Source organism: Dactylosporangium sp. NPDC051484 (assembly GCF_040689395.1).
Classification (GTDB): Bacteria; Actinomycetota; Actinomycetes; order Mycobacteriales; family Micromonosporaceae; genus Dactylosporangium.
In genome coordinates, this window is record NZ_JBFAZX010000052.1 from 1 (window position 1) to 24014 (window position 24014).

A 24014-nucleotide genomic window follows, 5' to 3' on the forward strand; every position below is an offset into this window, starting at 1 on the left:
CGGTGCCGGCCGACACGGGGTTCGGTGGAACGCCACCGCGTGGGGAAGGTGCCGAGGGCGAACGCGGCGCGTATGGCGTCGCGCCGGGTGTGTACAGCCAGCTTGCGCGGTAGATCGACGCGACGTGGGTCTTCACGGCGTTCGGGGAAAGGTTTTGATAGGCCCCCTGAGGGGTTCGACAGCGCATCAGCGATGCACCAGCCCTCGTTCGGGCACTGGTTTTGTACCTGACGATCACCGGGTGCTGCGCGGTACCGTCGAGAGAGATCGCCGTCGCGGCGACCTGACCGCCGCCGGACCAGATGGCGGCGTTCACGCGATCGCTGCACGTTGCAGGGACGGGTGAAGCACCCGGGGAGCGAAACGCATGGAGTTCGACGTAACGGTCGAGAGCCCCAAGGGGACACGCAACAAGTACGAGGTGGACCGCCACACCGGCAGGATCCGGCTGGACCGCACCCTGTTCACCGCCACCCAGTACCCGGAGGACTATGGCTTCATCGAGCACACCCTCGGCGAGGACACCGACCCCCTCGACGCGCTCGTGCTGGTCCGGGAACCCACCTTCCCGGGTTGCCAGATCCGCTGCCGGGCGTTCGGCATGTTCCGGATGCGCGACGCGAGAGGCCCGGACCCGAAGGTGCTCTGCGTCCCGCTCGCCGACCCGCGCCTGGCATACCTGGTGGACCTGCCCGACCTGGAACTCTTCCACAAACTGGAGATCCAACACTTCTTCGAGATTTACCAGGATCTCGAACCGGGCAAGACCATCGACGCCGAGCACGGCGTCTGGGCCGACCGCGCCGAGGCCGAAGCGGAGGTCACCCGATCACGCCGGCGTGCTGTCCGCGTCGCAGCGGTCGTCGACGATCCAGATCGACCGTGACCGGTCGATCGATGCCGGGAACGATGAAGGTCGGGCCGGGACCGCGGCTGCGTGGACCCGGCCGAAGCGGAACGCCACACCGCGTCCGAACTACCGGGCGATGTGGATCGAACGCGCCGCGTTGATCAGGCCGAGGACACCGACGGCGACGAGCGCGGCGAAGACGATAGGCCGGAACGGCGCCATGGCGTTCACAGGTCAATGTCCTTCTTCCCCGGCGCGTTGCCTGCGTTGGTGGGTGGTGGGCTCGACGGCGGTGGACCGAAGCCGCGGCGGCCCGAGCGATACCTTGATCCTGCGCTCTGCTGACCGAACGAGCGCCGGTCAGACCGGTCGGCGACGTACTGTTGAGCGCAGGGTGTCGTGTCACGCGTGTGCACGCGACGGCCGGATACCTTCTCCGGCGATCCCACCCGTATCGATGAGGCAGAGCCTCATCTACCTCGGCACGCAGGTCGGCGACGAGTCGTGGCACACCGTGCTGCTCGCCCGGATCGCCGTCGAGGTGCTGGGCATGGACCCGGACCTGCGCCGGCTGCTGCCGACGATCTGGGCCGAGATGACGCACGCGCACCGGCAGCTCAGCGTCGTCGAGGCGCAGCTGGTCGGCGAGCTGGCCGAGAAGCCGTCGGACTACGGCCGCTGGCTGCGCGCGGTCACCCACTTCCACCTGATCACCGAGGGCGTGCTGGCCCTGCACGGGCAGCGCGGCCTGATCCGGGGGCTGCGCCGGCGCGACGCGCTGCCGGCGGTGCAGGCCGGTTTCATCGCGATGACCCGGGACGAGTCGCGGCACGTGAGCTACGGCATGCACGCGCTGCGGCAGGGACTGCAGGAGGGATACCACGACGAGATCCTCGACGTGTTGGAGCACTGCGCGCCGCTCGCCGTGCACATCGAGCAGCGCGGCGCGACCGAGACTGCACATGCCCGGCGGACCGCGCGCGAGCTGACCCGTGAGCTGTGTCGCCGGATGGTCCAGCTGGACCTGCCGCCGACGACGATCGAGCACGTCCTGACCGTCGCGGGCCGTCCGTTCACCCCACCCGGCACCGAGCCGACCGATGCGTGAGGACCTGCGGGCCAGTCGGCGGATTCTGTTCACCGGAGTGATCAAGGCCGCGCACCGGCCGATCCGACCCGGCGGCGCGGCGTGCGTGGCGCTGCTGTCCGGCCGTTTCCCCGCCACGACCGGCGGCGTGGTGCACGTCGACGGCGGGCACCGCGCGGCGGCGTGACGGGCGCGAAGGCCCGGGCCGGCGTCGGTCAGTCCCGCTCGGCGGCGGCCGCCAGGGTCGCCAGTCGGCGGATGAACGCCGCCTGCGTGAGCTCGGCCTTGTTGCCGATCTGCAGCTTCGCCCGGATGCGCTTCACGTACGTGTCGACGGTGTGCCGAGTGATCCCCAGCCGGCTGGCGATCTGGCCGTGGGTGAGGCCACTGGCCACCTGGTGCAGCACCTGCTCCTCCCGCTCGGACAGCGGTACGCAGTGTGGCTCCGGGGCGTGGCTGCGCCGGGGCAGTGGCGCCCCGGCCGCGGCGGCCGCCATCGCGGCCACCAGCGCCGGCCCGTCCGCCTGCTTGCCGGTCACGCTGACGCCCGGGCCGCACAGCGCCGCGATGTCGGCGGACGCCGGGTCGGCCGTGAGGATCAGCACCGGCGCTTGCGCCGCCAGCTCGGCGACGTGCTCCCGCACCGGACCGGCCAGGCCGACCGGGTCGACGACGAACAGGTCGACCAGCGGGTTGGGCGGATCGCCGAGCGTGCGGCGCACGGCCACGATCCCAACGGTGCTGCGCCCGACCGCGTTGGCCAGGCCCAGCAGGTAGACCGGGCTAGCGTCCAGGATGTCGATACGCGTCATGTTCTCCCCCGTTTCGATACTGCACGGCATTCGCCGTGCCGCGCTCACCCCGCCCGCCGGACCCCGTGCCTCGCCAGGATCCGGGCCCGATCGGCGTCCGGCGGGCGGTGGAAGTAGTGAAGTTCCCGGGCGGTGTCGGTGCACTGCACGACGCCCGAGAGCCGGGCGCCCGCCGTGTGGTCGAGGACGAGCACGTCCGCGCCCGCGGCGAGGCCGGGCAGGGCGGCGATCGCCGCGTCCGCGCCAGCGTCGTCGACCTCGACCAGGGCGAAGCCCGGCGGGCGGGGCAGACGCCCGTGCAGCGCCCGCGCCGCGTACTCGAACCGTCGCGCCGCCTCCGGCCAGGTGATGTCGCGGTCCCCGACGACCGCCTGCAGCGACACCTCGGCAGCGCCTGGGTGCTTGCCTACGAAGCGGCGGAGGTTGCGCCGCCACTCGCCGTACATTCGGGCGGTCACCTCCTGCCGGCACCGGTGGTACAACCCCGCCTCCGGGTTGTACGCGAACGCAAGCCCGCGCCGGCGCAGCCGGAAGCCCAGCTCGGAGTCCTCCAGCCCCCAGCCGACGAACGACGCGTCGAGACCGCCGACGGCGAGCAGGTGCTCCCGGCGCACCGAGACGTTGCAGGTGTACAGGTAGTGCCAGCACGTCGCCAGGTTGTTGAAGTTGGCCGAGAACTCCTCGCGGAGTACCTCCCGGCTGTCGCGCGCCACGACCAGCGGCAGCGCCGCTTGGTCGAAGCCGGTGGCCAGCGCCGCCGGGTCGATCGGCCCGTCGCCGAGTTCCAGCCGCGGCCCGAGCACGACGAGGTCGGCGCGGAGCCGGTGGAACCGGACGTGTTCGGCGAGCAGCCGCGGCGGGACGAGCTGATCGGCGTCGATCATGACGATGAGCTCGCCACGGGCCGCCGCGATGCCGGCGTTGCGCGCCGAGGCCCGGCCGGACGCAGGCGTGCGCGGGAGGAAGACGTACTGCAGCTCGTGCGGGTACGCCCCGGCCCGGCCGGTCACGAGCTCGCCCGTGCCGTCGGTCGAGCCGTCGTCGACCACGACGACCTCAAGCGTGCACCCCGGCGGCCGTGCGCAGTGGCCGAGGCTGAGCAGGCACAGCTCCAGGGCGTCGCGGGCGTTGAAGGCGGGGATCACGACGCTGACCCTTATCGCACCGCGCCTCAACCGGCCTTGGCGGGCTGCTCGACGGATTGCTCGGCCGGCTGCTCGATAGCCTGCCCGGCCCGCTGTCCGTCCGGGCGCTGCGGCCGGGGCGTGAAGAACGAGCGGGTGAGCACCAGGATCGGCACCGCCATGAAGAACACGATCACCCCGACCGAGACGCCCAGCCGGTCCGGCGCGACGAGCGAGCCGGCGAGGGTGGCGCCGAGCAGGACGAAGAGGTCGTTGGTCGGCAGCAGCATCGAGTAGTAGCGGGCGAGCTCGTCGTCGGTCAGGCGGGCCTGCGTTTCGGCCATGTAGACGGCGGTGGCCACGGACTCGAGGATGCCGGCCAGCACGAGCAGCCCGACGGCCACGTAGGGCCGGTGTGCGGCGAGCAGGGCCAGCCAGCACAGGGACTCCAGCACGTTGCCGAGGATGTACAGCAGGCCCGGGTTGACCCTCTTCAGCCGGCCCGCAAGCAGCCCGCCCACGGCCCCGCCGAGTCCCATGGCGGCGATCAGGTAGCCGAGCATGCCGTCGACCTCGGGGAAACGGATCTTCGCGAAGGCCGGGATGAAGACGGAGTTGAGCCCGACGACGAACACGTAGGTGAACGCCGTGCAGGTCAGCCCGAACACCATGCCGTCGCCGCGGACGAACCGGAACAGCTCCCGCGGGTTGTCGAGCACGAGCAGGCGCAGGATGCCCAGCGGCGTCCGGGGCAGCGGCGCCCGGGCCGGCTCGTCGGTCGCGGTCTGCGCCCTCGGCGCCGGGAACGGGCCCAGCAGCAGTACCGCGGCGACGAGCGCGGTGATCGCCTCGGCGAAGAACAGCGCGGAGACGCCGGTGAATGCCAGGACCGGGCCGACGGTGATCGGGCCGAGCAGCGACGCCGCCCGCTGGGCGGTGACGATGAGGCCGTTGGTCTCGAGCTCACGCCCCTCCGGGGTGACCCGGGTCCGCAGGGCCAGCCGGGCCGGCGCCGCGAACATCGTGGTGAGCCCGATCAAGAACGACAGCGCCTGAATCTGCCACAGCGCTCACCATGGAGTCGCAGCGGGAATTCGTGCGCGCCTGCGCCACGGCCGACGGCGTGATCTTCACCGGCCGCTACGACAACGGGCTCGACATCGCGGCGCGGCTGTCCAGCCGGACGAAGGTCCTGCTGTTCGGCTCCGGCCCCAACCCGTTCGTGATCGGCCCGGACGCCCAGACCGGCAAGGCCGTCGATGACCTGGTCCAGAGCCGGCTGTACAACTCCGGCCAGGACTGCCTGTGCCCGGACGTGGCGTTCGTACACCGGGACCGCCTCGACGAGGTGGTGACCACGCTCGGCGACCGCTTGACCGAGCTGCCCGTCGGCGACCGACGCGACCCGGCCACCCGCGTCGCGCCCCTCGTGTACGACGACGCCGTCGCCGGTGCCGCCGAGTTCCTCGCGCGACACGCCGATCTGGTGCGCTTCGGCGGTACCGTCGACGTGGAGACCCGCGTCGTCACGCCGTCGATCCTGGTCACCGACCTGCACCCGCCAGAGTTCTTCTCGCCGGTCTTCCTGCTGTGCGCCTACGACGACGTGCGGCAGGTGCGGGACTGGGCCACCACCCCGCGGGAGCTCGCCCGGGGCATGTACCTCACGGTGTACGGCGAGCCCCGCCTCACCTCGTCCGTCGTCGGCACCAGTGTCGTCAACCGCGACTGCACCACGTTCGACGTCGAGGACGGCAACCGCCCGTTCGGCGGCTTCGGCGTGCAAGCGAGCGGCGTCCACGAGCGCGGCGAGGTCACCGGCCGGCCGCTGCTGGTGTCGGCCGAGTTCGGCTCGGGCCGGTCCCGCCCGCTCGACCGGGCCGGCGCGGCGCCGGCCGGAGCGCGGGCGTGAGCGGTCGGCCAGGGCGGGCCGGCGGCACGTTGCCTGCGGTGTACCGCACGGCGACCGAGCTGCGGGCGGCGCTGGCCGGCCGCACAGCGACAGCCGCCGGCACGCTCCGGGCGGGTCTCGCCTGGCTCGACGAGGTCAACCCAGGGCTCAACGCCGTCGTGTTCACCGACCGGCCGGCCGCCTACGCCGCCGCAGCGGCGGCCGATGCGCTCGCGGATGACGCGGCGGACCGCCCGCTGCTGGGCGTCCCGGTCACGCTGAAAGAGCATATTGCGGCCGCCGGTATGCCGGCCAGCTACGGCGATCCGGCGCGGGCGCGGCCCTGGCCGGTGACCGACGCCCCCTGCGTCGCCCGGCTGCGCCGCGCCGGCGCCGTCGTCGTCGGCAAGACCAATCCGTCGCTGCACGGCCGGGACTGGCAGACGGACAATCCGCTGTACGGTCTGAGCCGCAATCCGTGGGATCCGGCCCGAACCCCGGGCGGCAGCAGCGGCGGCGGCGCGGCCGCGGTGGCCGCGGGGATCGTGCCGGTCGACCTGAGCACTGACACCGCCGGATCGCTGCGGGTCCCGGCCGCGTTCTGCGGGGTGTACGCCCACCGCCCCACCGAGGGCAGCGTCGCCGGCCTCGGCCCCGCCCCGACGCGCGAGCTGACCATCCCGCGGATGACCGAGGTGGCCCGATCGCCCGCAGCGCCGAGGACCTGAGGCTGGTACTGGACGTCCTCGCCTTGGCCCCGCCCAGCGACGAGCCGGAACGCCCGCTGTCCGGCCTCCGGATCGCGTTCCTTCCCCCGCCGCCGTGGTTCGGCGTGCACGACGACGTCCTCGACGCCCACCACCGGCTGGCCGACGCGCTGGCCCCGCACGCGCAGGCCGTGGCCTGGCGGGCTCCGGACCTGCCCGGCGGCGTCGCCGGCCTGTATGAGACGTTCATGCGGATGATGGCCGCCCTAGGCGCTCGCCTGACCCCGCGCGCCGAGCGCGAGGAGTTCGCCGCGCTGCTGCGCACCAGCCCCGACCCGCGCGACCTCGCCTGGGCGCAGGGACTGTTCGCCACCGCCGCCGACCGCGCGGCGTGGGGGGCCCGCCGCCGCGTCCTGCGCGCGGCGCTGGGCTCATTCTTCGACCACTGGGACATCCTGGTGGCCCCGGCGGTGACGGTCCCGGCGTTTCGCCACGCGCCGGGCCACGCCGCCGACTGGTTCTCCGTCCTCGACCTGGGCGGCGGCCGCATGGGCCGCTACAACGACCTGTTCCTGCCGGCGGCGCTCGCCGCCCTGCCCGGCCTGCCGGCCACGGTCTTCCCGGCGGGCACCACCCCGACCGGCCTCCCGGTCGGCCTGCAGGCCCTGACCCGCGCCGGCGCCGACCGCACGACGATCGCCTTCGCCGCCGAGCTGGCCGCGATCATCGGCGGCTTCCAACCTCCACCCCTGCCGGTACCCGGCGGCTGAGCCACCGAGGGTCACCGGATCTCGACGTGCGGCAGGTACGGCCGAGTTTCCGAGCTCGAGGACGCGGGATACCACGTGAAGTAGATGTCGTCGACGGTGGGAAGGGGCGCCGTTCACCAGGTGCGTGATGGCTTCGTCGGGGGTTGCGCCGACCGGGAACTTGCCGGCATGCACGCCGTACTCGCCCGTGCCGAACCACGGCGCCAACGCACCCGTGATACCCGCCTCTGCGGCGGCGATTCCGCTTTGACACGGCGCGGTGTCGACCCGGGCGGCGCGGGACCGTGCTGGCCTGGGCCACGGCATCCCGATGGCTGTGGCCCAAAGGCGCGATGTCGTCGACGAGGGTGCCGCCCGGCCGGCGGGACAGCTTCGTCGTCCCCCCATCGCCCGACGGACAGTGGGACGACCTGCCTGCGGGCTCCGGCGGCGAGGCACCGGAATGGCTCCTGCACCGACCGGCGAACACCCCGCCCGAATGGAACCACAACCCCATCGTCGTCGTGGACCCAGGACACCGCCGAGTTGTTCTTCGACAACGTCGAGGTGCCGGTCGAGAACCTGTTGGGTGATGACGGCGCGCCGACAGTCGGCATGGCTGGCCCCGCACGCGCAGGCCGTGGCCTGGCGGGCTCCGGACCTGCCCGGCGGCGTCGCCGGGTCGTACTCGGCCACCATCGCCAGCTTGTACTCGGCGGTGAACGAACGCCGGCGAGGCCGGTCGGCCCGCGGGCCGGTGGAGGAACCCATTACCCCATCATCGGCCAGGCCGATCAGGGCGTCAGCAACGGTCAAGGTCACGGTCGTAAGGTCCAGTCTCGCCCTGGTCAAGGTCAGAACGGAAGCCCGAACTGTGTCTCACCCGACCCTGCCAGACAGGGGAAACCGGCGCATCGTCGGTCGGTACGTCCCGCTATATGCCTAATGATCGTAGAACCTACGACCAGGGAGCCGTGGCCGCCGCGAACCAGGCGGCGGCCACGATGTCCCAGCTTCTATGCGGCGCGTCGGATGCGCCGGCGGGCGTCAGCGAGGCGCTTGGTTGGATTTGATGATGCAGCCTGCGGGTTCTCGGCTGGCGGTTGCGTTGTGCCGAAGATGGCGCTCTCCATCAGGTCTGCGGCCTTGCGCTTGCTCGGGTCGAGGACGTGGGTGTACCACTCGTCGGTCGTCCGGGCGTCGGCGTGGCCGAGGAGGTCCTTCATGACGTGCTGCGGTACGCCTGCGTCGGCGCCGGTGGTGGCCGCGGTGTGTCGGCCATCGTGCAGCGAGATGACCGGGACGCCGGCGGCCCGGCAGCACCGTTCCCACTCCTGGGTCAGGTACCGGGGGTAGTACGGCAGACCGTCCTCGCGGCAGAACACGTACCCGCCGTCCTCGTAGATTTCCGCTGCTGCGGCCTTCTCCGAGTCCTGACGATCCCGGTGCGTGCGCAGGACTGTGACGGTCACGGTCCCGAGCGGGACGGTGCGCTTGCTCTTGCCCTTTGGTGCTTTCTCGATGACGCCGTTGCGGGAGGTGGTGGTGCGTTGCCAGTGCACCGCAACCTTGCGCCTGTTCGGGTCGACCTTGTCCCATTTGAGTCCGAGCAGTTCGCCACGACGCAGGCCGGTCACGATGGCCAGGACCCAGGCCGCGTAGAGGCGGTGATCGGCGTGGTGGGTCAGGAATCGTGCCGCTTCCTCGGGGGTCCAGACGCCCTTGCGTCCCTGGGTCTCCCGGTCCTCTTTGCGTGGCTTGCGTACCCCGTCGATGACGATGTGCAGGTCGTTCAGCGCCTTCATCAGCACCCGGTGCACCGTGCGCACGGTCGTGCGGGACAGCGGCCCGCCGCGCTTGCTGCCTCGGTTGAGCAGGGTCTTGTACAGGTCGTGGATGGCGCGGCTGTTCAGGGTGTAGACCTGCCGGGAACCCAGGTGCGGGATGATGTAGCACCGCACGATGTCGCGGTAGTTGGCCAGGGTGGTCTCGGCGACGTCCAGTTCTCGCTCGTCGAGCCAGGCTTCCAGTTCGGCGGTGAGGCTCCCGTCGGCCGTCAGTTCGGAACGGGAGAAGGACTGGCGGGCCTTGGTTTCGGCCTCCTGGGCGTCCTCCTGCCGGAGGAACCCCTTGCGGTTCATCTGCCGACGCTTACCGTCGGAGGCCGGCGGCAGGTCGATGGTGAACTGCCAGCGTGTCTGACCGCGAGACAGCTGGTAGCTGAAGATAGCCAATGGTCGATCTCCTCCGCTAACGAGGTGAGGACTCGACCGACTGTGCGCGATCTCCGTTAGCGGAACCGTTAGCGGAAACCAGGCGAGATCTTGAATCTCGCCTGGTCAAACCCGGTCGGGACAGCGGGATTTGAACCCACGACCCCTTGACCCCCAGGTCGTTGGAGGCCCCAGCGACGTGCTCGGCAACGTTCTCCCAGGTCGCTACAAGCATAAACCGGCCGAGTAAAGGAGTCTGTGGTTCGGGTCTGTCAAGGTGCGCTGGTGCGGACGTGGCTAGGTCATCTGCAGGTGTTGTGTTGTGTCGATGCCGATGGGGGTGGCTGTTGGTGTGACGAGTTCGGCGAGGTCGTGGGCGGCTTGGCGGCGGCGTTGGGTGTTGATGCGGGCCTGCGGAGGTTCCTCGGAGTGGAGCGACGAGCTGCCCGGGTACCGGCGGTTCTGCACCTTCGACCCGCACGGCAACCGGCTGGAGTTCCTGGCTCCCCGCTGAGGCTGTGACTCGGCTAGCGTGTGCGCCGCAGTGGCATCGTGACGGGGGAGGACATCGTGGCCCGTAGGAAGGCAAAGCCGGAGCCGGTCGTCTGGTGGCGGCGGTTCACCCTGCTGCAGCGCTGGCTCGCCGGTGGCGCGGCGGGGCTGGTGGTGGCGATCGGGCTGGCGTTCGTGCTGTGGCCGGACCCGGCGCCCGAGCCCTCCCGTGAGCGGGAGTATCTCCAGTTCACCGCCTGTCTGCTCACGCCGCAGGACGGGGTCCGGGACGCGGCGGCCGAGCCGATCTGGACGGCGATGCAGGATGCGTCGCAGCAGACAAAGGCGAAGATGCAGTACCTCGAGATCACCGGCGCCCAAACCGTCGAGAACGCGGTCACGTTCCTGAACAGCCTCGCGCAGGGCGGTTGTGACCTGATCTTCGCCGCCGGTGATCTGCCGGTGCGGGCCGTCGCCCAGGGCGCGAAGGCGTTCCCCGCGAAGCGGTTCGTCACTGTGGGTGGAGCTACGGCGGCGAATGTTTCCGCTGTGGACGCCGTCACGCCGCACGACGAGGTTGTCCGTTTGATCACGGATGCGGTGGCGGGGCGCCCGAACTGACAACAGTGACGATCATCATAGTGATGGTCGCCGGTCTGTACGGCAATCGACGTATTGACTGGTCGGGTGGGTGAAGGGGGGCATCCGCATGATCATTGATCATATTGACTGAATCCGGACACGGGTGATCTTTCATCGACGGGTATCCGTCGAACGGTCATTGTTTCTGTGAGTTGGCTGGGCCAGCCTCTCCGTGGCGCTTGTTGCTTGACGGGGAGGCACGGCATGAACGCTGGGTATTGGTTGGCCCGTGCGCGCGGAACGAAGGTCGCTCAACGTAACCGGATTCGGTTCGGGCGAGCCTCGACGGCGGTCGCCGTCGGGGTGCTCGCGACCTTGGCGCTGGCGGCCTCCGTACCGCAGGGCGTCGTGCACGACGGGCCGGGCGCCGGCTTCCCGCTGCATCTGCCGTTGTGGCTGCAGCCGGACCTGTCGCAGGGCCTCGGCCGTGAGGCGTTCAACGGCGTGCCGAAGCAGCAGTCCGCGCCGCCGGCCAAGGCGCTGAGCCGGGAGCAGCTCGACTCGCTCGGGCGCGCCGAGCGCGGTGCCGGTAACCCGGCCGGCAAGGGCATCGGGGCGACCGCGCCTTACGAGGCGCCGAAGCACAAGGTTGAGGTCGGCAAGACCTCGGCGCAGTCAGGGCCGTTGAGCTTCGACGCCAAGACGAGCAAGCTGCTTGCGGCCAAGGGCAGCGAGGATTCCGAGCTGTACCAGAACGCCGACGGTTCGTTCACCCGCAAGCAGTTCGCGGGCCGGGTCAACGTGAAGGCCGCGGACGGGACCTGGAAGCGCATCGACCCCAGCCTCGTGGCGCAGGGCGATCGGCTGCAGCCGAAGGTCTCCGCCGCCGACGTCTCGGTCGCCAAGACGGCCGACGACCCGAGCCTGGTGACGCTGAAGAATATCGGCGGGGGCAGCTTCGGTTACTCCCTGCTGGGCGCGGCCAAGGTGCCCGGCGAGGTGAAGGGCGACACGGCCGTCTACAAGGCGGTGCTGCCGGGCGTCGACTTGGAGCTGCGGGCGACGGGCGACGGGGTCAAGGAGAACCTCGTCGTCGCCTCGTTGGATGCCGGCAACGAGTGGGTGTTCCCGCTGAGCTTGACGAACTTGACGGCGCGCACTGGAACCGATGGCGCGATCGAGCTGGTGGGCAAGGACGGCAAGGTCGCGGCCACCATCCCGAGTGGGCTCGTGCACGACTCGAAGTTCGATCTCCAGTCGGGCGGGTTCGAGCAGGCGACCGAGGCGAAGTACCAGCTGACGACGCTGAACGGCAAGCCCGCGTTGAAGGTGAGCGTCGACAAGGCGTGGCTGGCGGACGCCGGCCGGGTGTGGCCGGTCGTGGTCGACCCGACGGTGACGGCGTACTCGGACGGGACGAAGGACACGACGGTCCGCAACGACCGCACCGCCGACCAGTCCAACGACACCGAGATGTCGATCGGCAACAACGGCTCGGGCGTCAAGGCGTACTCCTTCCTGAAGTTCGACAGCTTCTACAGCCAGTTCGCCAACGTGAACGTGACGGCGGCCAAGCTCAGCGTCTTCGACTCGTGGGCCTACACGTGCACGCCGGAGTCCTTCGAGGTCAACCCGATCACGGTCGGCTGGAACACGGGCAACCTGACCTATCCCGGCCCGGCGTTCGGCGGCGCGATCGGGTCGCTCACCGCCAACCCGGGCGTGGCCTGTGGCAACACCGGTGGCAACCGGAGCGTCGGCGTCTGGATGACCGTCGGACTGTCCACGGGCACGTTCAACAACTGGGCCCGCAACGTCGGCAACAACGGCCTGGCGATCACGACGTCGCAGACCGACCCGATGCACTGGAAGAAGTTCACGACCGCGAACTACGGGGCCGCGTACGCGCCGTTCCTCGAGATCACGTACCAGATCGAGATGCCGATCGTGACGGGCAACCTGCCGCCGTACGGCTACTCGGTCACCTCGCTCACCCCCGAGCTGCAGGTCGTGGCGTACGACCCGGACCACGCCCCGAACGCGAACCTCAGCTACAACTTCGTCGTCCAGGACAAGGACGGCGCCACCGTCTGGACGTCGGGCTACCAGGCCTCGGCCGCCCTGCGGGTCCCCGCCGGCAAGCTCAAATGGGGCCAGCAGTACTACTGGATCGCCTACGCCTACGACGGCGCCTACACGCAGGTGTCCCAGGACTGGTACACCTTCTCCACCAACGTCCCGCAGCCCGACATCACCTCGACCCTGTCGCAGAACGGCGCCCTGGGCTACGAGCCGAGCGTGCGCAACTACACCACGTCCGCGACCGACGCGAGCGTGGCGACCGTCGGTCCGGCGCTGACCGTCGAGCGCGCCTACAACAGCCTCGACCCGCGGACCGGCTCCGCGTTCGGCCAGGGCTGGTCCAGCGTCTTCGACCTGTCCGTCACCGAGGTCATGTCCGGCGACGCCACGCCCGTGGTCAACACCGTCACCGTGCGGTACCCGGCCGGTCAGGAGATCGCATTCGGCCGCAACAGCGACGGCACGTTCTCGCCGCCGTCCGGGCGGTACGCCACGTTCACCTCGCTCGGCGCCGGCGCCGGCTACAAGCTCGTGGACAAGGACGGCACCACCTACCTGTTCTCGTCGCCGCTGGTGACGGGGAGCACGACGACGCCGTACACCTGGGGCATCACCTCGATCACGGACTCCTCCGACCGGACCGAGACGTTCCACTACACCAACAAGCTCATCGACACTGTCACGTCGGCGTCGGGCCGCGCGCTGCACGTGACCTGGTCCGGGTCGCGGGTCGCGACCGTATCCACCGACCCGGCTACCACCAATCTCGTTGCTAACGCATCTGTAGAGCTACCGTCCGCCAGCAACCCCGGCCAGCCCGATGGCTGGATCAGTAACGCCTGGGGCAGCAATACCGCGGCGTTCAGCTATCTCACGACCGGCCACAGTGGGTCGCGGAGCGTAAAGGTTACGGTCAGCAGCTACACCGACGGTGACGCCAAATGGCACTTCACCCCCGTGCCGGTCACGCCGAACGCCACCTACACCTACAGCGATTACTACCAAGCCACGGTGAGCACCAGGCTCGTCGCGCAGTTTACGAGTACGAGCAACGGCATCAGCTACGTCGAGCTGAACTCTGTGCCAGCCACGAGCGGCAATGCCTGGGGTCAGACCACGCAGACCATCACCGCGCCGGCGGATGCCAAGAGTGTGGCCGTCTTCCATCTGCTCGAGAAGGTCGGCTCGCTGACCATCGACGATGTCAGCCTGACGGCCGACAGCACGCTCCCGCCGGCCGAGCTCGTTGCTAACGCATCTGTAGAGCTACCGTCCGCCAGCAACCCCGGCCAGCCCGATGGCTGGATCAGTAACGCCTGGGGCAGCAATACCGCGGCGTTCAGCTATCTCACGACCGGCCACAGTGGGTCGCGGAGCGTAAAGGTTACGGTCAGCAGCTACACCGACGGTGACGCCAAATGGCACTTCACCCCCGTGCCGGTCACGCCGAACGCCACCTACACCTACAGCGATTACTACCAAGCCACGGTGAGCACCAGGCTCGTCGCGCAGTTTACGAGTACGAGCAACGGCATCAGCTACGTCGAGCTGAACTCTGTGCCAGCCACGAGCGGCAATGCCTGGGGTCAGACCACGCAGACCATCACCGCGCCGGCGGATGCCAAGAGTGTGGCCGTCTTCCATCTGCTCGACAAGGTCGGCTCGCTGGCCATCGACGATGTCAGCCTGACGCCCGGGACCAGTGGCGCGGCCGGTGACCCGGCGACCGCGCTCACGTGGTCGTACACCTACGACGCCAACGGACAGCTGCAGAAGGTCTGCCCGCCGACGTCGGCGACCGCCTGCCACACCTACGCCTACGGCACCAGTTCGCTGTACCAGTCCGCGACGATGAACCTCGGGCCGCGCGCCTACTGGCGCCTCGGCGAGACCGCCGGCGCGACCGCCGCCGTCAGCGAGGTCATCGAGAACCAGGGCACGGACAACGCCACCTACGGCAACGTCACGCTCGGCGGCACCGGCCCGCTGCCCGGCTCGACGATGACGACTGCGGCGTTCAACGGCACCTCCTCTTACGTGACCATCCCGACGAAAGACCTGCCGTTCGGCGGCGGCTACCAGTCGGTGAGTCTGTGGTTCAAGGCGGCCGCCGGAGATAAGGGCGTGCTGTTCGGCTTCGGCAAGGACGGCGTGACGGCCGGCTCGCAGACCGGCGCATACAACCCGGCCCTGTACATCGGCACCAGCGGCACGCTCTACGGGGAGTTCTGGAACGGCGCCGCGACGCCCATCGCGAGCCTCGACCCGGTCACCGACGGCAACTGGCACCACGTCGTGCTCGTCGGTGCCGGCACCCGGCAGTTCCTGTACATCGACAACAGGTACCAGAACTACCTCGACGGCGCGATCAACATGCTGTCCCCGGACCTCATCAAGAGCGCGTCGATCGGCGCCGGCTGGTGGGGCGGCGCCTGGCCGGACGAGCCGGCCGCGGGCGGCGGCCCGGCGGTCGGCTGGTTCAAGGGCTCGATGGCCGAGGTGTCCACCTTCGACCGTCCGCTGTCCACGGCCAACATCGCCTCGATCTACAGGGCCGGCACCGCGACCGCCCGCCCGCTGACCGGGGTCGTCCGCCCGTCCGGCAACGCCACCGCGACCGTCACGTACGAGTCCAAGGACTCCACGGTCAAGACGGTGACCGACTCCAACGGCCGCGTGTGGAAGCTCGACGCGCCCACCACTCAGGGCTCCAGCAAGGTGTACGCGTCCGCGGTGCTCGCCGGATCCCCGGCCGACTACTACCGGTTGGGCGACGGCGGCTCGACGGCCTACGCCAAGAACGAGGTCAACGGCAACCCGGCCGCGTACAACAACGTGACGCTCGGCCTGGACGGCGGCCTGTTCGACGACTCGACGGTGGCGCAGTTCGACGGCTCCACCTCTTACCTGCTGCTGCCCGAGACCGGGCCCGGCAGCGATGTGCCGGCCGGCGGCAGCATGTCCGCGAGCCTGTGGTTCAAGACGCCGACCGGCAGCACCACCGGCGGCGTGCTGCTCGGCGGGTCGGCCGGCGCGATCGGCACCGCCACCTCGTACGTGCCGCACCTCAACGTCGGCACCGACGGCAAGCTGCGCGGCAACTTCTGGACCACCACCGGTGGCGTCGGCATGGTCTCACCGGACAAGGTCAACGACGGCAACTGGCACCACGCCGCGATCACCTGGTCGAGCAACAGCCAGAAGTTGTACCTCGACGGGGCCGAGATCGGCAGCGCCACGTCCACGACCGCGGCCTATGCCGCCGACCACCTCACAGTCGGTACCGGCCCGTGGAAGAACTGGGCCGGCGCGAGCAGCGCCACCATGGGCTACTTCAACGGCTTCATTTCCGACGTCGCCTACTACCGCAAGCAGATCTCCGGGGCCACCGTGGCCGGGCAGTACGCGGCCTGGCAGAAGAGCAAGAACGCCGGCGTGCCGGTGAAGATCGTGACCGTCAAGGACGCGACGCCGGGCCAGCCGGGGACCCAGGTCCTGTCGAGCTACACCTTCGACCTCGGCACGGGCCGCAAGGTGGCCGAGACGGACGCGCTGGGCAACGAGACGCGGTACGGCTACAGCGAGAACGGTTTCCTGCGCACCACGACCGACCCACTGGGCAACATCACGACCAACGAGCACGACGTGCGCGGCAACGTGGTCTCGACGACGACCTGCCAGCTGCAGAAGAACAACGTGTGCAGCACGGTCTACTTCGAGTACTTCCCCGAGGGTGGCGCGAGCAACCCGACGCCCACTCCGGACCGCCGCAACGACATGCTGATCCGGCAGCGGGACGGCCGTTCCACCAGCGCAACCGACAGCCGGTACGTCACCGAGTACACGTACGACGAGAACGGCAACCGGACGTCCACCAAGGACCCGCTGGGCCGGATCACCAAGACCGACCTGACGACGGCGACCACCCAGGCGTTCGGCGCGCCCGCCGGCACCTACACACCGAAGGGCCTGCAGCGGCAGGCGACGCTGCCGTCGGGCGCGACCCAGACGATCGACTACTACGCCAACGGCGACGTCGCCCAGGTGACCGACCCGGCCGGCAAGACGGTCACGTTCACCTACGACAACCTCGGCCGCATCCAGACCCAGCTCGAGGTCTCCGAGTCGACGCCCGCCGGTTCCGGCAGCACGTTCACCTACGACGGCCAGAACCGGGTGCTGACCCAGACCGGCGCCGCGGTGACCAACCGGGTGACCGGGGCTGTCCACACGACGGTGACCACGACGAGCTACGACGTGGACGGGCACGTGCTGTCGCAGGTCGTGTCGGACCCGACCGGCGGGGACGCGTCGCGGACGGACTCCAGCACGTACAACGCATACGGGCAGGTCGCGAGCGAGACGACCGGCGAGAAGACGACGTCGTACGAGTACAACTCCGCCGGTGACGTGGTGAGGGAGATCGAGCCGGACGGCGGGGTCACGCTCAACGAGTACGACGCCGAGCACCGGCTGCGGTTCACCCGTATCCAGAACTACACCGGCGACCCCAACGCGCCGTCCGCGCCGATGACGCTGACGCTCGTCGAGAAGCAGTACGACGGCAATGGGCGCCTCATCGTCGAGATCGATGCGATGGGCTTCCAGACCGTCCACAAGTACACGGACAACGGGCTCGAGGCGCAGGTCATCCGTAAGAACCCGACCGCGGGCCAGCCCGACTTCGTCGAGGTCGACAACACCTTCGACGGCGCCGGCAACATCGTCAAGAGCATCACCGACAACGGCACCGCGACCAAGACGTACACCCTGGACAACGCCGCTCGGGTGACACAGGAGGTGTTCGACCCGGCCGGGATCAACCGGATCACGAACCTGTCGCTGTCGCCCGACGACCACGCGATCGCCAGCGTCGTCACCGACGGCTCCGGCACGGTCCTGTCGCGCTCGGAGAACACCTACGACGAGCTCGGCCGCAAGACCTCGCAGACCATCTACAACACGCCCGGCCTCACCCCGGTCGCCCGCTGGAAGCTCGACGAGGGGACCGGCACCAAGGCCGCGGACTCGGTCGGCAACGCGAGCGCGAGCGGCTCGGCGGTCACCTGGTCGACCGACCACCCGGCGACGACGAACGGGTCGATGGCCTTCAACGGCCAGACGTCGTACGTCTCCACGCCGAACACGGTGCTGGACACGACGAACGGCTTCACCATCTCGGCGTGGGTGAAGACGCCCGGCGGCAGCGGCCTCAACGCGAGCACGATCGTGGCGCAGCGGGGCATCAACCGGTCCGCCTTCGCGCTGCAGTACATCCCGGACAACAGCGGCCGGTGGAGCCTCGCCTTCGCCAACGCCGACGACGGCCTCGCCCCCGAGACCCGGGTGACGGCCGCCGCGACGGCGCCGCTGAACGCGTGGACCCACCTCGTCGGCGTCTACAACGCCGATGCGCACACGATGTCACTGATCGTCAACAACGGCACGCCCGTGACGACGGCGGTGACGCAGAGCTGGAAGCCGCGCGGCCCGATGGAGATCGGCCGCGTGTCGCCCGGCGTCCAGGCGCCGTACCTGACCGGCTTCATCGCGGACGTGCAGGCGTACTCTCGGCCGCTGAGCGCAGCCGAAATCGGCCAGGTGTACTCGGGTGCCGCCCCGGCGGCCGGCGCGACCGTCACCCGTACGACGTCGAAGCTGGACAAGGCCGGCCGGGCGCTGTCGCAGACGGACCCGCTGGGCAACGTCACCGACAACACCTACGACCAGGCGGGGCGGCTCGCGGTCGTCACCGGCCCGGCCGTGCAGGCCGAGTCCGACGGCGGCGCCCCGGTGTCGACCCGGCCGGTGACGTACATCGGCTACGACACCTTCGGCTCTCGCACGCACGTCAAGGACCCGCGCGGCAACGAGACGCGGACGACCTACGACTCGGCGGGTCGCGTCCTGACGAGCATCGCGCCGTCCTACACGCCGCCGGGTTCGTCCACGGCCGTCACGCCGACGACGACCCGCGTCTACGACAACACCGGCCAGCTGACGAAGGTCACCGACGCGCTGAACCACGACACGCTGTACTACTACGACCAGCTGGGCCGGGTGTCCAAGACGGTCGCAGCCGACACCGGCGTGACGAAGTTCGAGTACGACCTCAACGGCGACCAGCTGAAGGTCACCGACCCGACCGGCGCGGCGACCACCAACACCTACGACTTCCTGGCCCGCAAGCTGACGACCTCGGCGGTCGTGCGCCAGGACAACACCCACTACGACACCACGTTCGAATACGGCACCGACGGCAAGCTGAAGAAGACGACCTCCCCGACGGGCGTCACGCAGGAACTGACCTACACGGCCGCCGGCGACGTCAAGACGTCGAAGGACGGCGCGAGCAACGTCACGACCACGACCTACGACGCCGTCGGCCGACCGACCCGCACGACGCTCGCCGACAACTCGTACACCCAGGTCACCTACGACATCAGCGGCCGGCCGACGAAGACCGAGACGTTTGCCGCCGGCGGCGGGACGGCGCTGACCACGACGTCGCAGACGTACGACCGGGCCGGCAACATCCTGACCAAGACCGACGCCCGCAACACGACGAACACGTTCACCTACGACCTGGCGGGCCGGGTCACCTCGCAGACCCAGCCGGTCGACACGGTGGCGGCGAACAACATCGTGACGTCGTTCGGCTACGACGTCGCGGGCAACCAGACCAGGTTCACCGATGGGCGCGGGAACGCGTTCATCACGAAGTACAACTCCTGGAACCTCCCCGAGCAGCAGATCGAGCCGTCGACGACGGCGCATCCGAACCTCTCGGACCGCACGTTCACGGTCGCCTACGACGCGCTCGCCCGCCCGGCGGCGCAGACGCTGCCCGGCGGCGTGACGATCACGAACACGTACAACGACGTCGGCAAGCTCACCGACCAGACCGGCGCCGGCGCGGAGGTGACGACCACCGCGCGCAGCTTCGGCTACGACCTGGCGGGCCACCTCACCTCGACCACCGGCTCGGGCGGCGCGAACACGTTCACGTACGACGACCGCGGCCTGCTGCGCACGACGAGCGGCGTGTCCGGTTCGGCGACGTTGGGGTACAAGGCCGACGGTCAGCTGGCCAGCCGGCTGGACGCGGCCGGGACGACGACGTACGCCTACGACTCGGCCGGCCGCCTCGACACGATCGCGAACACGGGCACGTCGGTCGCGACGAAGCTGACGTACAACACCATCAACCAGCCCAAGACCGTCACCTACGGCGGCACGGGCAACGTGCGGACCTTCGGCTACAACAACCAGCACCGCCTGGACACCGACGAGCTCAAGACGTCCGGCGGTACATCGGTCGCGAAGATCACGTACGGCTACGACAACAACGGCAACGAGACGTCGAAGGCCACGACCGGCTTCGGCGGCACGGTCACCAACACCTACACGTACGACCAGGCCAACCGCCTGACGTCGTGGAACAACGGCACCACGACGACGAACTACACCTTCGACAAGTCGGGCAACCGGCTGACCAACGGCGCCAAGACGTTCACCTACGACCAGCGCAACCGCCTGCTGACCCAGACCGGCGGCACCACCTATACCTACACGCCGCGCGGCACCCTCGCCTCGGCCAGCGGCGTGCTGACGAAGACCGACGCGTTCGGCCAGGTGGCGCAGCAGGGCACGACGACCTACACGTACGACGGCCTGGGCCGGCAGACGAAGACGGGCCTGTCGTACTCGGGCCTGGACAACGACCTCGCGGCGGACACGACGGCGACGTACACCCGCGACCCGGGCGGCGCGGTCGTCGGCGTGAAGGGCGCGTCGGCGCAGTACGCCTACACCGACCTGCACGACGACATCACCGGCCTGTTCACCGCGACCGGCACGACCCTGTCCGGCACGACGGTCTACGACCCGCTGGGCAAGGTCCTCGCCACGACCGGGATGCAGGGCAGCCTCGGCTACCAGTCGGAGTGGACGGACACGTCGACCAGCCGGGTCAACATGATGGCCCGCTGGTACAACACCGACACGGGCCAGTTCGACACCCGCGACACGGTGTCGAACAGCCCGGTCCCGAACTCGGCGGCGGCGAACCGCTACGCCTACGGCGACGACAACCCGCTGACGACCACGGACCCGACCGGCCACTGGGGCCTGAGCTCGCTGAAGAACGCGTGGAACGCCACCACGAGCTTCGTCAAGGCGGTGACGCCGCCCATCATCTACAACGCGGTCAGCTCCGTCGTCTCCGCCGCGGTCGACTTCGGCAAGGCGGCGTGGCAGGTCGCGGCCCCGTTCGTCGCCCCGATCGTCAACACCGTCAAGACCGCCGTGCAGGCGGGCAAGAAGATGGTCGCGGCGGTCGGCCACAAGGTCTCGCAGGCCTACAACAAGACGGTCGCGAAGGCTAAACAGGCGGGCAGCTACGCCAAGGCCCAGGCGATGAAGATGCCGGTGGTCAAGAAGATCGCCGACGCCTCCAAGGCCGCGGTCAAGTTCGTCAAGGACCACAAGAACGCCATCATCGAAGGCCTCGCGATCGTCGGCGGCATCGCCGCGGGCCTCGCCTGCACGGCGGCGACCGGTGGCGTCGGCGCGGTCGCCTGCATGGTCGGCGCCTCGGCGCTGATCAACCTCGCGAAGGACGCCGCGCAGGGCAACATCCACTCCTGGAAGGACGCTCTCGGCTCGGCCGGCACCGGTGCCCTGCAGGGCCTGGCCGGCGCGGCCGGCGGCTACCTCGGCGGCGTGGTCGGCGGCAAGGTCGCCTGCTGGGCGGCGAACAAGCTCGGCGGCCTGGCCGTCAACACGTTCGGCAAGGTCATGGCCGGCGCCATCTCGGGCGGCCTGTCCGGCGCGGTGAACGGGGCGATCTCCGATGCGGTCGCCCAGTTCGGCACCACCGGCAAGGTCGACTGGGGATCGGTCGGCACGAGCGCGCTGATCGGCGGCGTCACGGGTGCGTTCTCGGGTGGTAGGGCCGGGAAGAACTCGCCGTGCGGCAAGCACAGCTTCGATCCGCAGACGCGGGTGCTGATGGCGGACGGCTCGACGAAGAAGATCGAGGACGTCGAGGTCGGCGATCAAGTCGCGGCGACGGACCCTGAGACGGGTGCGACGCAGCCGAAGCCGGTGACGAAGCTGTGGCTGAACCACGACACCGAGCTCACCGATGTGACGGTCCGGGTCGTCGTCTCGGCGGACGCCAAGCCGGTCGCCTCGACTTCCTCTTCCTCGACCTCGTCGGACTCGACGTTGCGGCTGGCGAAGGCGGGCGCGGCGCTGGTGGCCGCGGCCGCAGCGGTGGCCGGGGAGACGACGACGGTGCTGCACACCACCCAGCACCACCCGTTCTGGAACCGCACCACCAACACCTGGGTCAACGCCGCCGACCTGAAGCCCGGCGACGAACTGAAGACCGACGACGGCGCGAACGTCGAAGTCACCGACGTCAGCAACTTCACCAGCGCCAAGGACATGCGCGACCTCACCGTCGCCGACGTCCACACCTACTATGTGCTCACCGCCGGCCAGCCGGTCCTCGTCCACAACGTCAACCTTGTCAAGCCTGGCGCTTGCACGAGCGCGACCATGACACCTGATCAACTGGGCGAGGATGCCCAGACGATGCATGACACGTTCGCCAAGCACAGCCCGCCGACGGCTGGCGACAACATTAAGGATCAAGCCGTCACCGTTGCGACTGCACAGTTGGATGGTCAGAAGTACTACACCGTGAGTAATAACGCCACGAACCCAGGCCTCCGTGACTTCGCCAAGGCAAACGGCTACGAACGGATCTGGCCAACGGATATGACCAAGGGAATCGACACGGACGCGGAGCAGATTATTTACGGTCGGCTAGACGAGGGCGACTTCCGTCCGAAGCACGGCGGGTCACCGGACGGAATCGTCGTTTCGTCGCGACCGGCCTGCGGCCCGGAACGACAGAACTGCGCGGCTCGTGGCATGAACTACCCGAATATCGCCCAGTATGATATGCCCCGTAGGCCATTGAAGTAGAGCCGGAGCCCGTTGCGCCAAGCCTTGGGCTGCGCCGGAAGGAGCGTTCCGCGTGGAGTGGTGGGACGAGACGATCGGGGAGCGGGGAGGCTGTGCGGCCTCGCTGGCCCGCAACTCAGCCGCGGCCGTTGCGACGGTGGTCATGGCGGACGGCCTTGCGGCGGTGCGCGCGGTACGTCCATTGATTGTTCCGATCGAGGTGGGCCGGTTCGTTGACCGCACGCTGGCGATAGTCCGGCAGTCGGCGCCTGACTATCGCCTGCAGCCGGAGGTGGGCCGGGAGTTGTTCGCTGATTTGCGGGCGGTTCTGGACGGTTCCTTGACCGGACCCTGCGGGCCGCTGCTGTTTGGCGTCAGCTCCTTGCTGGATATCGTCACGGAAGGCGCGGCATCCGATCTGCTGCTGGATATCCTGTCGTCAACTTATGAATTTGTATTTACGGCGACAATGGAGTTTCCGCCGACCGACGAAGCGGAGCATGTGAATGTCACGTGTAGGGAAATGATTGCCCTGCAGAATCGGCTACTTGATGAGTATTGCTCATAAAAATGCGTAAGAACGTGTTTGAGAAGGTCGGTAGCGCCAACGGTCTCGTGACGTCACGCGGTCGCTGGCGGAGGGATCGGCTGCGCGGCAGGGAGTGTTACGAGACTCGGGCAGACTGTCTGGTGTGATCGTCGCGGTAACGGGCCCGAGCGCGGCCGGCAAGACAACGTGGTGCCGTCGCCACCATGCCGAAGACCTGGTCGCCGAGTACGCGCCGACCGGCGAGGAACCGGATGTCGGGGACTTGCCGGCGTAGGCTGCCTTCTGGTGCGCGGTGAACTGCCGACGGTGGCAGGCGGCGATAGCGCGGGAGCGTGCCTCTGGCCTGGCCGTCTGCGATGACGACCCATTGAAACTGCACTACTCCTGGTCGCTGGTGCGTATCGGTGCGGCCAGTCCAGAGCGGTGGACGTCCGAGGTGGCCGCGAACCGGGTCGCGATCGCGGCCGGCCGGCTCGGCTTCGCCGACGCGGTGCTGGTCTCCCTTCCTTCCGTTACAGAGTTGCACCGCCGCCGGGATGCCGACGCGACCCGTCAACGCCGCAACTTCTCGTTGCACGTTCGGCTGACGGAACCGTTGCGGGAGTGGTATCAGGCGCTGGAACTGGCCGCACCTGGCCGGGTGCGCTGGGAACTGCCGCCGGACGGCCTGCGAGGCGGGCGGACCGGTACGACCTCGCGGTGTTCGACGCGCTGATCGCGACCCTACCTCGTGTCAGTTGACCGGTGCACTCGCTGTCTGTCGACGGTCATCTGATGCCGGCTCTGGCACTGATTTGGGATGCAACGCCGTTGCGTTTAGCGTCGTGGGCGGGCGGCAAGTCCTTGTTCGAAGATCGTGATGCTGGCGTGGATGGTATAGGTCTGGGTGGTTCTGGG

Annotated in this window: 16 protein-coding genes; 11 read left to right on the forward strand and 5 right to left on the reverse strand. The window is 69.3% G+C overall.

From position 1 onward, the window contains the following. On the reverse strand, positions 1-316 hold a 316-nt coding region (locus AB0367_RS37135), incomplete at its 3' end, for a hypothetical protein (protein WP_366231210.1). A 51-nt stretch (positions 317-367) separates the two neighbouring features. Between AB0367_RS37135 and AB0367_RS37140 the strand changes: the two genes are divergently transcribed. The 3 genes from AB0367_RS37140 (at position 368) to AB0367_RS37150 (ending at position 2124) form a co-directional block, all read left to right on the forward strand. After that, complete coding sequence (locus tag AB0367_RS37140; protein ID WP_366231211.1) at positions 368-886, forward strand: inorganic diphosphatase; 519 nt, start codon at positions 368-370, stop codon at positions 884-886. Positions 887-1307: 421 nt separating this feature from the next. Continuing rightward, a complete protein-coding gene (locus tag AB0367_RS37145; RefSeq protein ID WP_366231212.1) occupies positions 1308-1958 on the forward strand; it encodes a hypothetical protein in 651 nt (216 codons plus the stop codon). Continuing rightward, complete coding sequence (locus AB0367_RS37150) at positions 1951-2124, forward strand: hypothetical protein (protein ID WP_366231213.1); 174 nt, start codon at positions 1951-1953, stop codon at positions 2122-2124. The genes AB0367_RS37145 and AB0367_RS37150 overlap by 8 nt, the downstream gene beginning before the upstream one ends. Before the next feature lie 28 nt (positions 2125-2152). Here the strand turns inward: AB0367_RS37150 and AB0367_RS37155 are convergent, their stop codons facing one another. The 3 genes from AB0367_RS37155 to AB0367_RS37165 are packed head-to-tail and all read right to left on the reverse strand — an operon-like array spanning position 2153 to position 4940. Then, on the reverse strand, positions 2153-2749 hold the full coding sequence (locus tag AB0367_RS37155) for a LuxR C-terminal-related transcriptional regulator (RefSeq protein ID WP_366231214.1): 597 nt from the start codon (positions 2747-2749) through the stop codon (positions 2153-2155). Positions 2750-2793: 44 nt separating this feature from the next. Continuing rightward, complete coding sequence (locus tag AB0367_RS37160; RefSeq protein ID WP_366231215.1) at positions 2794-3894, reverse strand: glycosyltransferase; 1101 nt, start codon at positions 3892-3894, stop codon at positions 2794-2796. Positions 3895-3920: 26 nt separating this feature from the next. Then, on the reverse strand, positions 3921-4940 hold the full coding sequence (locus AB0367_RS37165) for an MFS transporter (RefSeq protein WP_366231224.1): 1020 nt from the start codon (positions 4938-4940) through the stop codon (positions 3921-3923). Between the two features lie 8 nt (positions 4941-4948). On the opposite strand from AB0367_RS37165, the gene AB0367_RS37170 reads away from it, so the two are divergent. Genes AB0367_RS37170 through AB0367_RS37180 form a run of 3 tightly spaced genes read left to right on the forward strand, consistent with a single transcriptional unit; the run spans position 4949 to position 7241 of the window. Then, positions 4949-5785: an aldehyde dehydrogenase family protein gene (locus tag AB0367_RS37170; RefSeq protein ID WP_366231216.1), complete on the forward strand. Its 837-nt coding sequence runs from the start codon at positions 4949-4951 to the stop codon at positions 5783-5785. Next, on the forward strand, positions 5782-6492 hold the full coding sequence (locus AB0367_RS37175; protein ID WP_366231217.1) for an amidase family protein: 711 nt from the start codon (positions 5782-5784) through the stop codon (positions 6490-6492). Before AB0367_RS37170 ends, AB0367_RS37175 begins: the two co-directional genes overlap by 4 nt. An 8-nt stretch (positions 6493-6500) precedes the next feature. After that, entirely contained in the window at positions 6501-7241 is a 741-nt protein-coding gene (locus AB0367_RS37180) for an amidase family protein (protein ID WP_366231225.1), read from the forward strand. Between the two features lie 995 nt (positions 7242-8236). Here AB0367_RS37180 and AB0367_RS37185 read toward each other — a convergent pair. Next, a complete protein-coding gene (locus AB0367_RS37185; RefSeq protein WP_366231218.1) occupies positions 8237-9454 on the reverse strand; it encodes a site-specific integrase in 1218 nt (405 codons plus the stop codon). Between the two features lie 331 nt (positions 9455-9785). Between AB0367_RS37185 and AB0367_RS37190 the strand changes: the two genes are divergently transcribed. From AB0367_RS37190 to AB0367_RS37210, 5 genes are all read left to right on the forward strand, one after another. Then, on the forward strand, positions 9786-9947 hold the full coding sequence (locus tag AB0367_RS37190; RefSeq protein WP_366231219.1) for a hypothetical protein: 162 nt from the start codon (positions 9786-9788) through the stop codon (positions 9945-9947). Positions 9948-10003: 56 nt separating this feature from the next. Further along, positions 10004-10546, forward strand: a complete 543-nt coding sequence (locus tag AB0367_RS37195; protein WP_366231220.1) for a hypothetical protein — start codon at positions 10004-10006, stop codon at positions 10544-10546. A 225-nt stretch (positions 10547-10771) separates the two neighbouring features. Next, positions 10772-22588: a LamG-like jellyroll fold domain-containing protein gene (locus tag AB0367_RS37200; RefSeq protein ID WP_366231221.1), complete on the forward strand. Its 11817-nt coding sequence runs from the start codon at positions 10772-10774 to the stop codon at positions 22586-22588. 52 nt (positions 22589-22640) lie between these two features. After that, a complete protein-coding gene (locus AB0367_RS37205; protein WP_366231222.1) occupies positions 22641-23135 on the forward strand; it encodes a hypothetical protein in 495 nt (164 codons plus the stop codon). A 349-nt stretch (positions 23136-23484) separates the two neighbouring features. Then, on the forward strand, positions 23485-23832 hold the full coding sequence (locus AB0367_RS37210) for a hypothetical protein (RefSeq protein ID WP_366231223.1): 348 nt from the start codon (positions 23485-23487) through the stop codon (positions 23830-23832). Positions 23833-24014: the final 182 nt, after the last annotated feature.

What these genes read in the sequence shown, in the direction of transcription:
- AB0367_RS37140 (WP_366231211.1), top strand. Translation starts at nt 368, where the DNA reads ATGGAGTTCGACGTAACGGTCGAGAGCCCCAAGGGGACACGCAACAAG.
- AB0367_RS37145 (WP_366231212.1), top strand. Translation starts at nt 1,308, where the DNA reads ATGAGGCAGAGCCTCATCTACCTCGGCACGCAGGTCGGCGACGAGTCG.
- AB0367_RS37150 (WP_366231213.1), top strand. Translation starts at nt 1,951, where the DNA reads ATGCGTGAGGACCTGCGGGCCAGTCGGCGGATTCTGTTCACCGGAGTG.
- AB0367_RS37155 (WP_366231214.1), bottom strand. Translation starts at nt 2,749, where the DNA reads ATGACGCGTATCGACATCCTGGACGCTAGCCCGGTCTACCTGCTGGGC.
- AB0367_RS37170 (WP_366231216.1), top strand. Translation starts at nt 4,949, where the DNA reads ATGGAGTCGCAGCGGGAATTCGTGCGCGCCTGCGCCACGGCCGACGGC.
- AB0367_RS37200 (WP_366231221.1), top strand. Translation starts at nt 10,772, where the DNA reads ATGAACGCTGGGTATTGGTTGGCCCGTGCGCGCGGAACGAAGGTCGCT.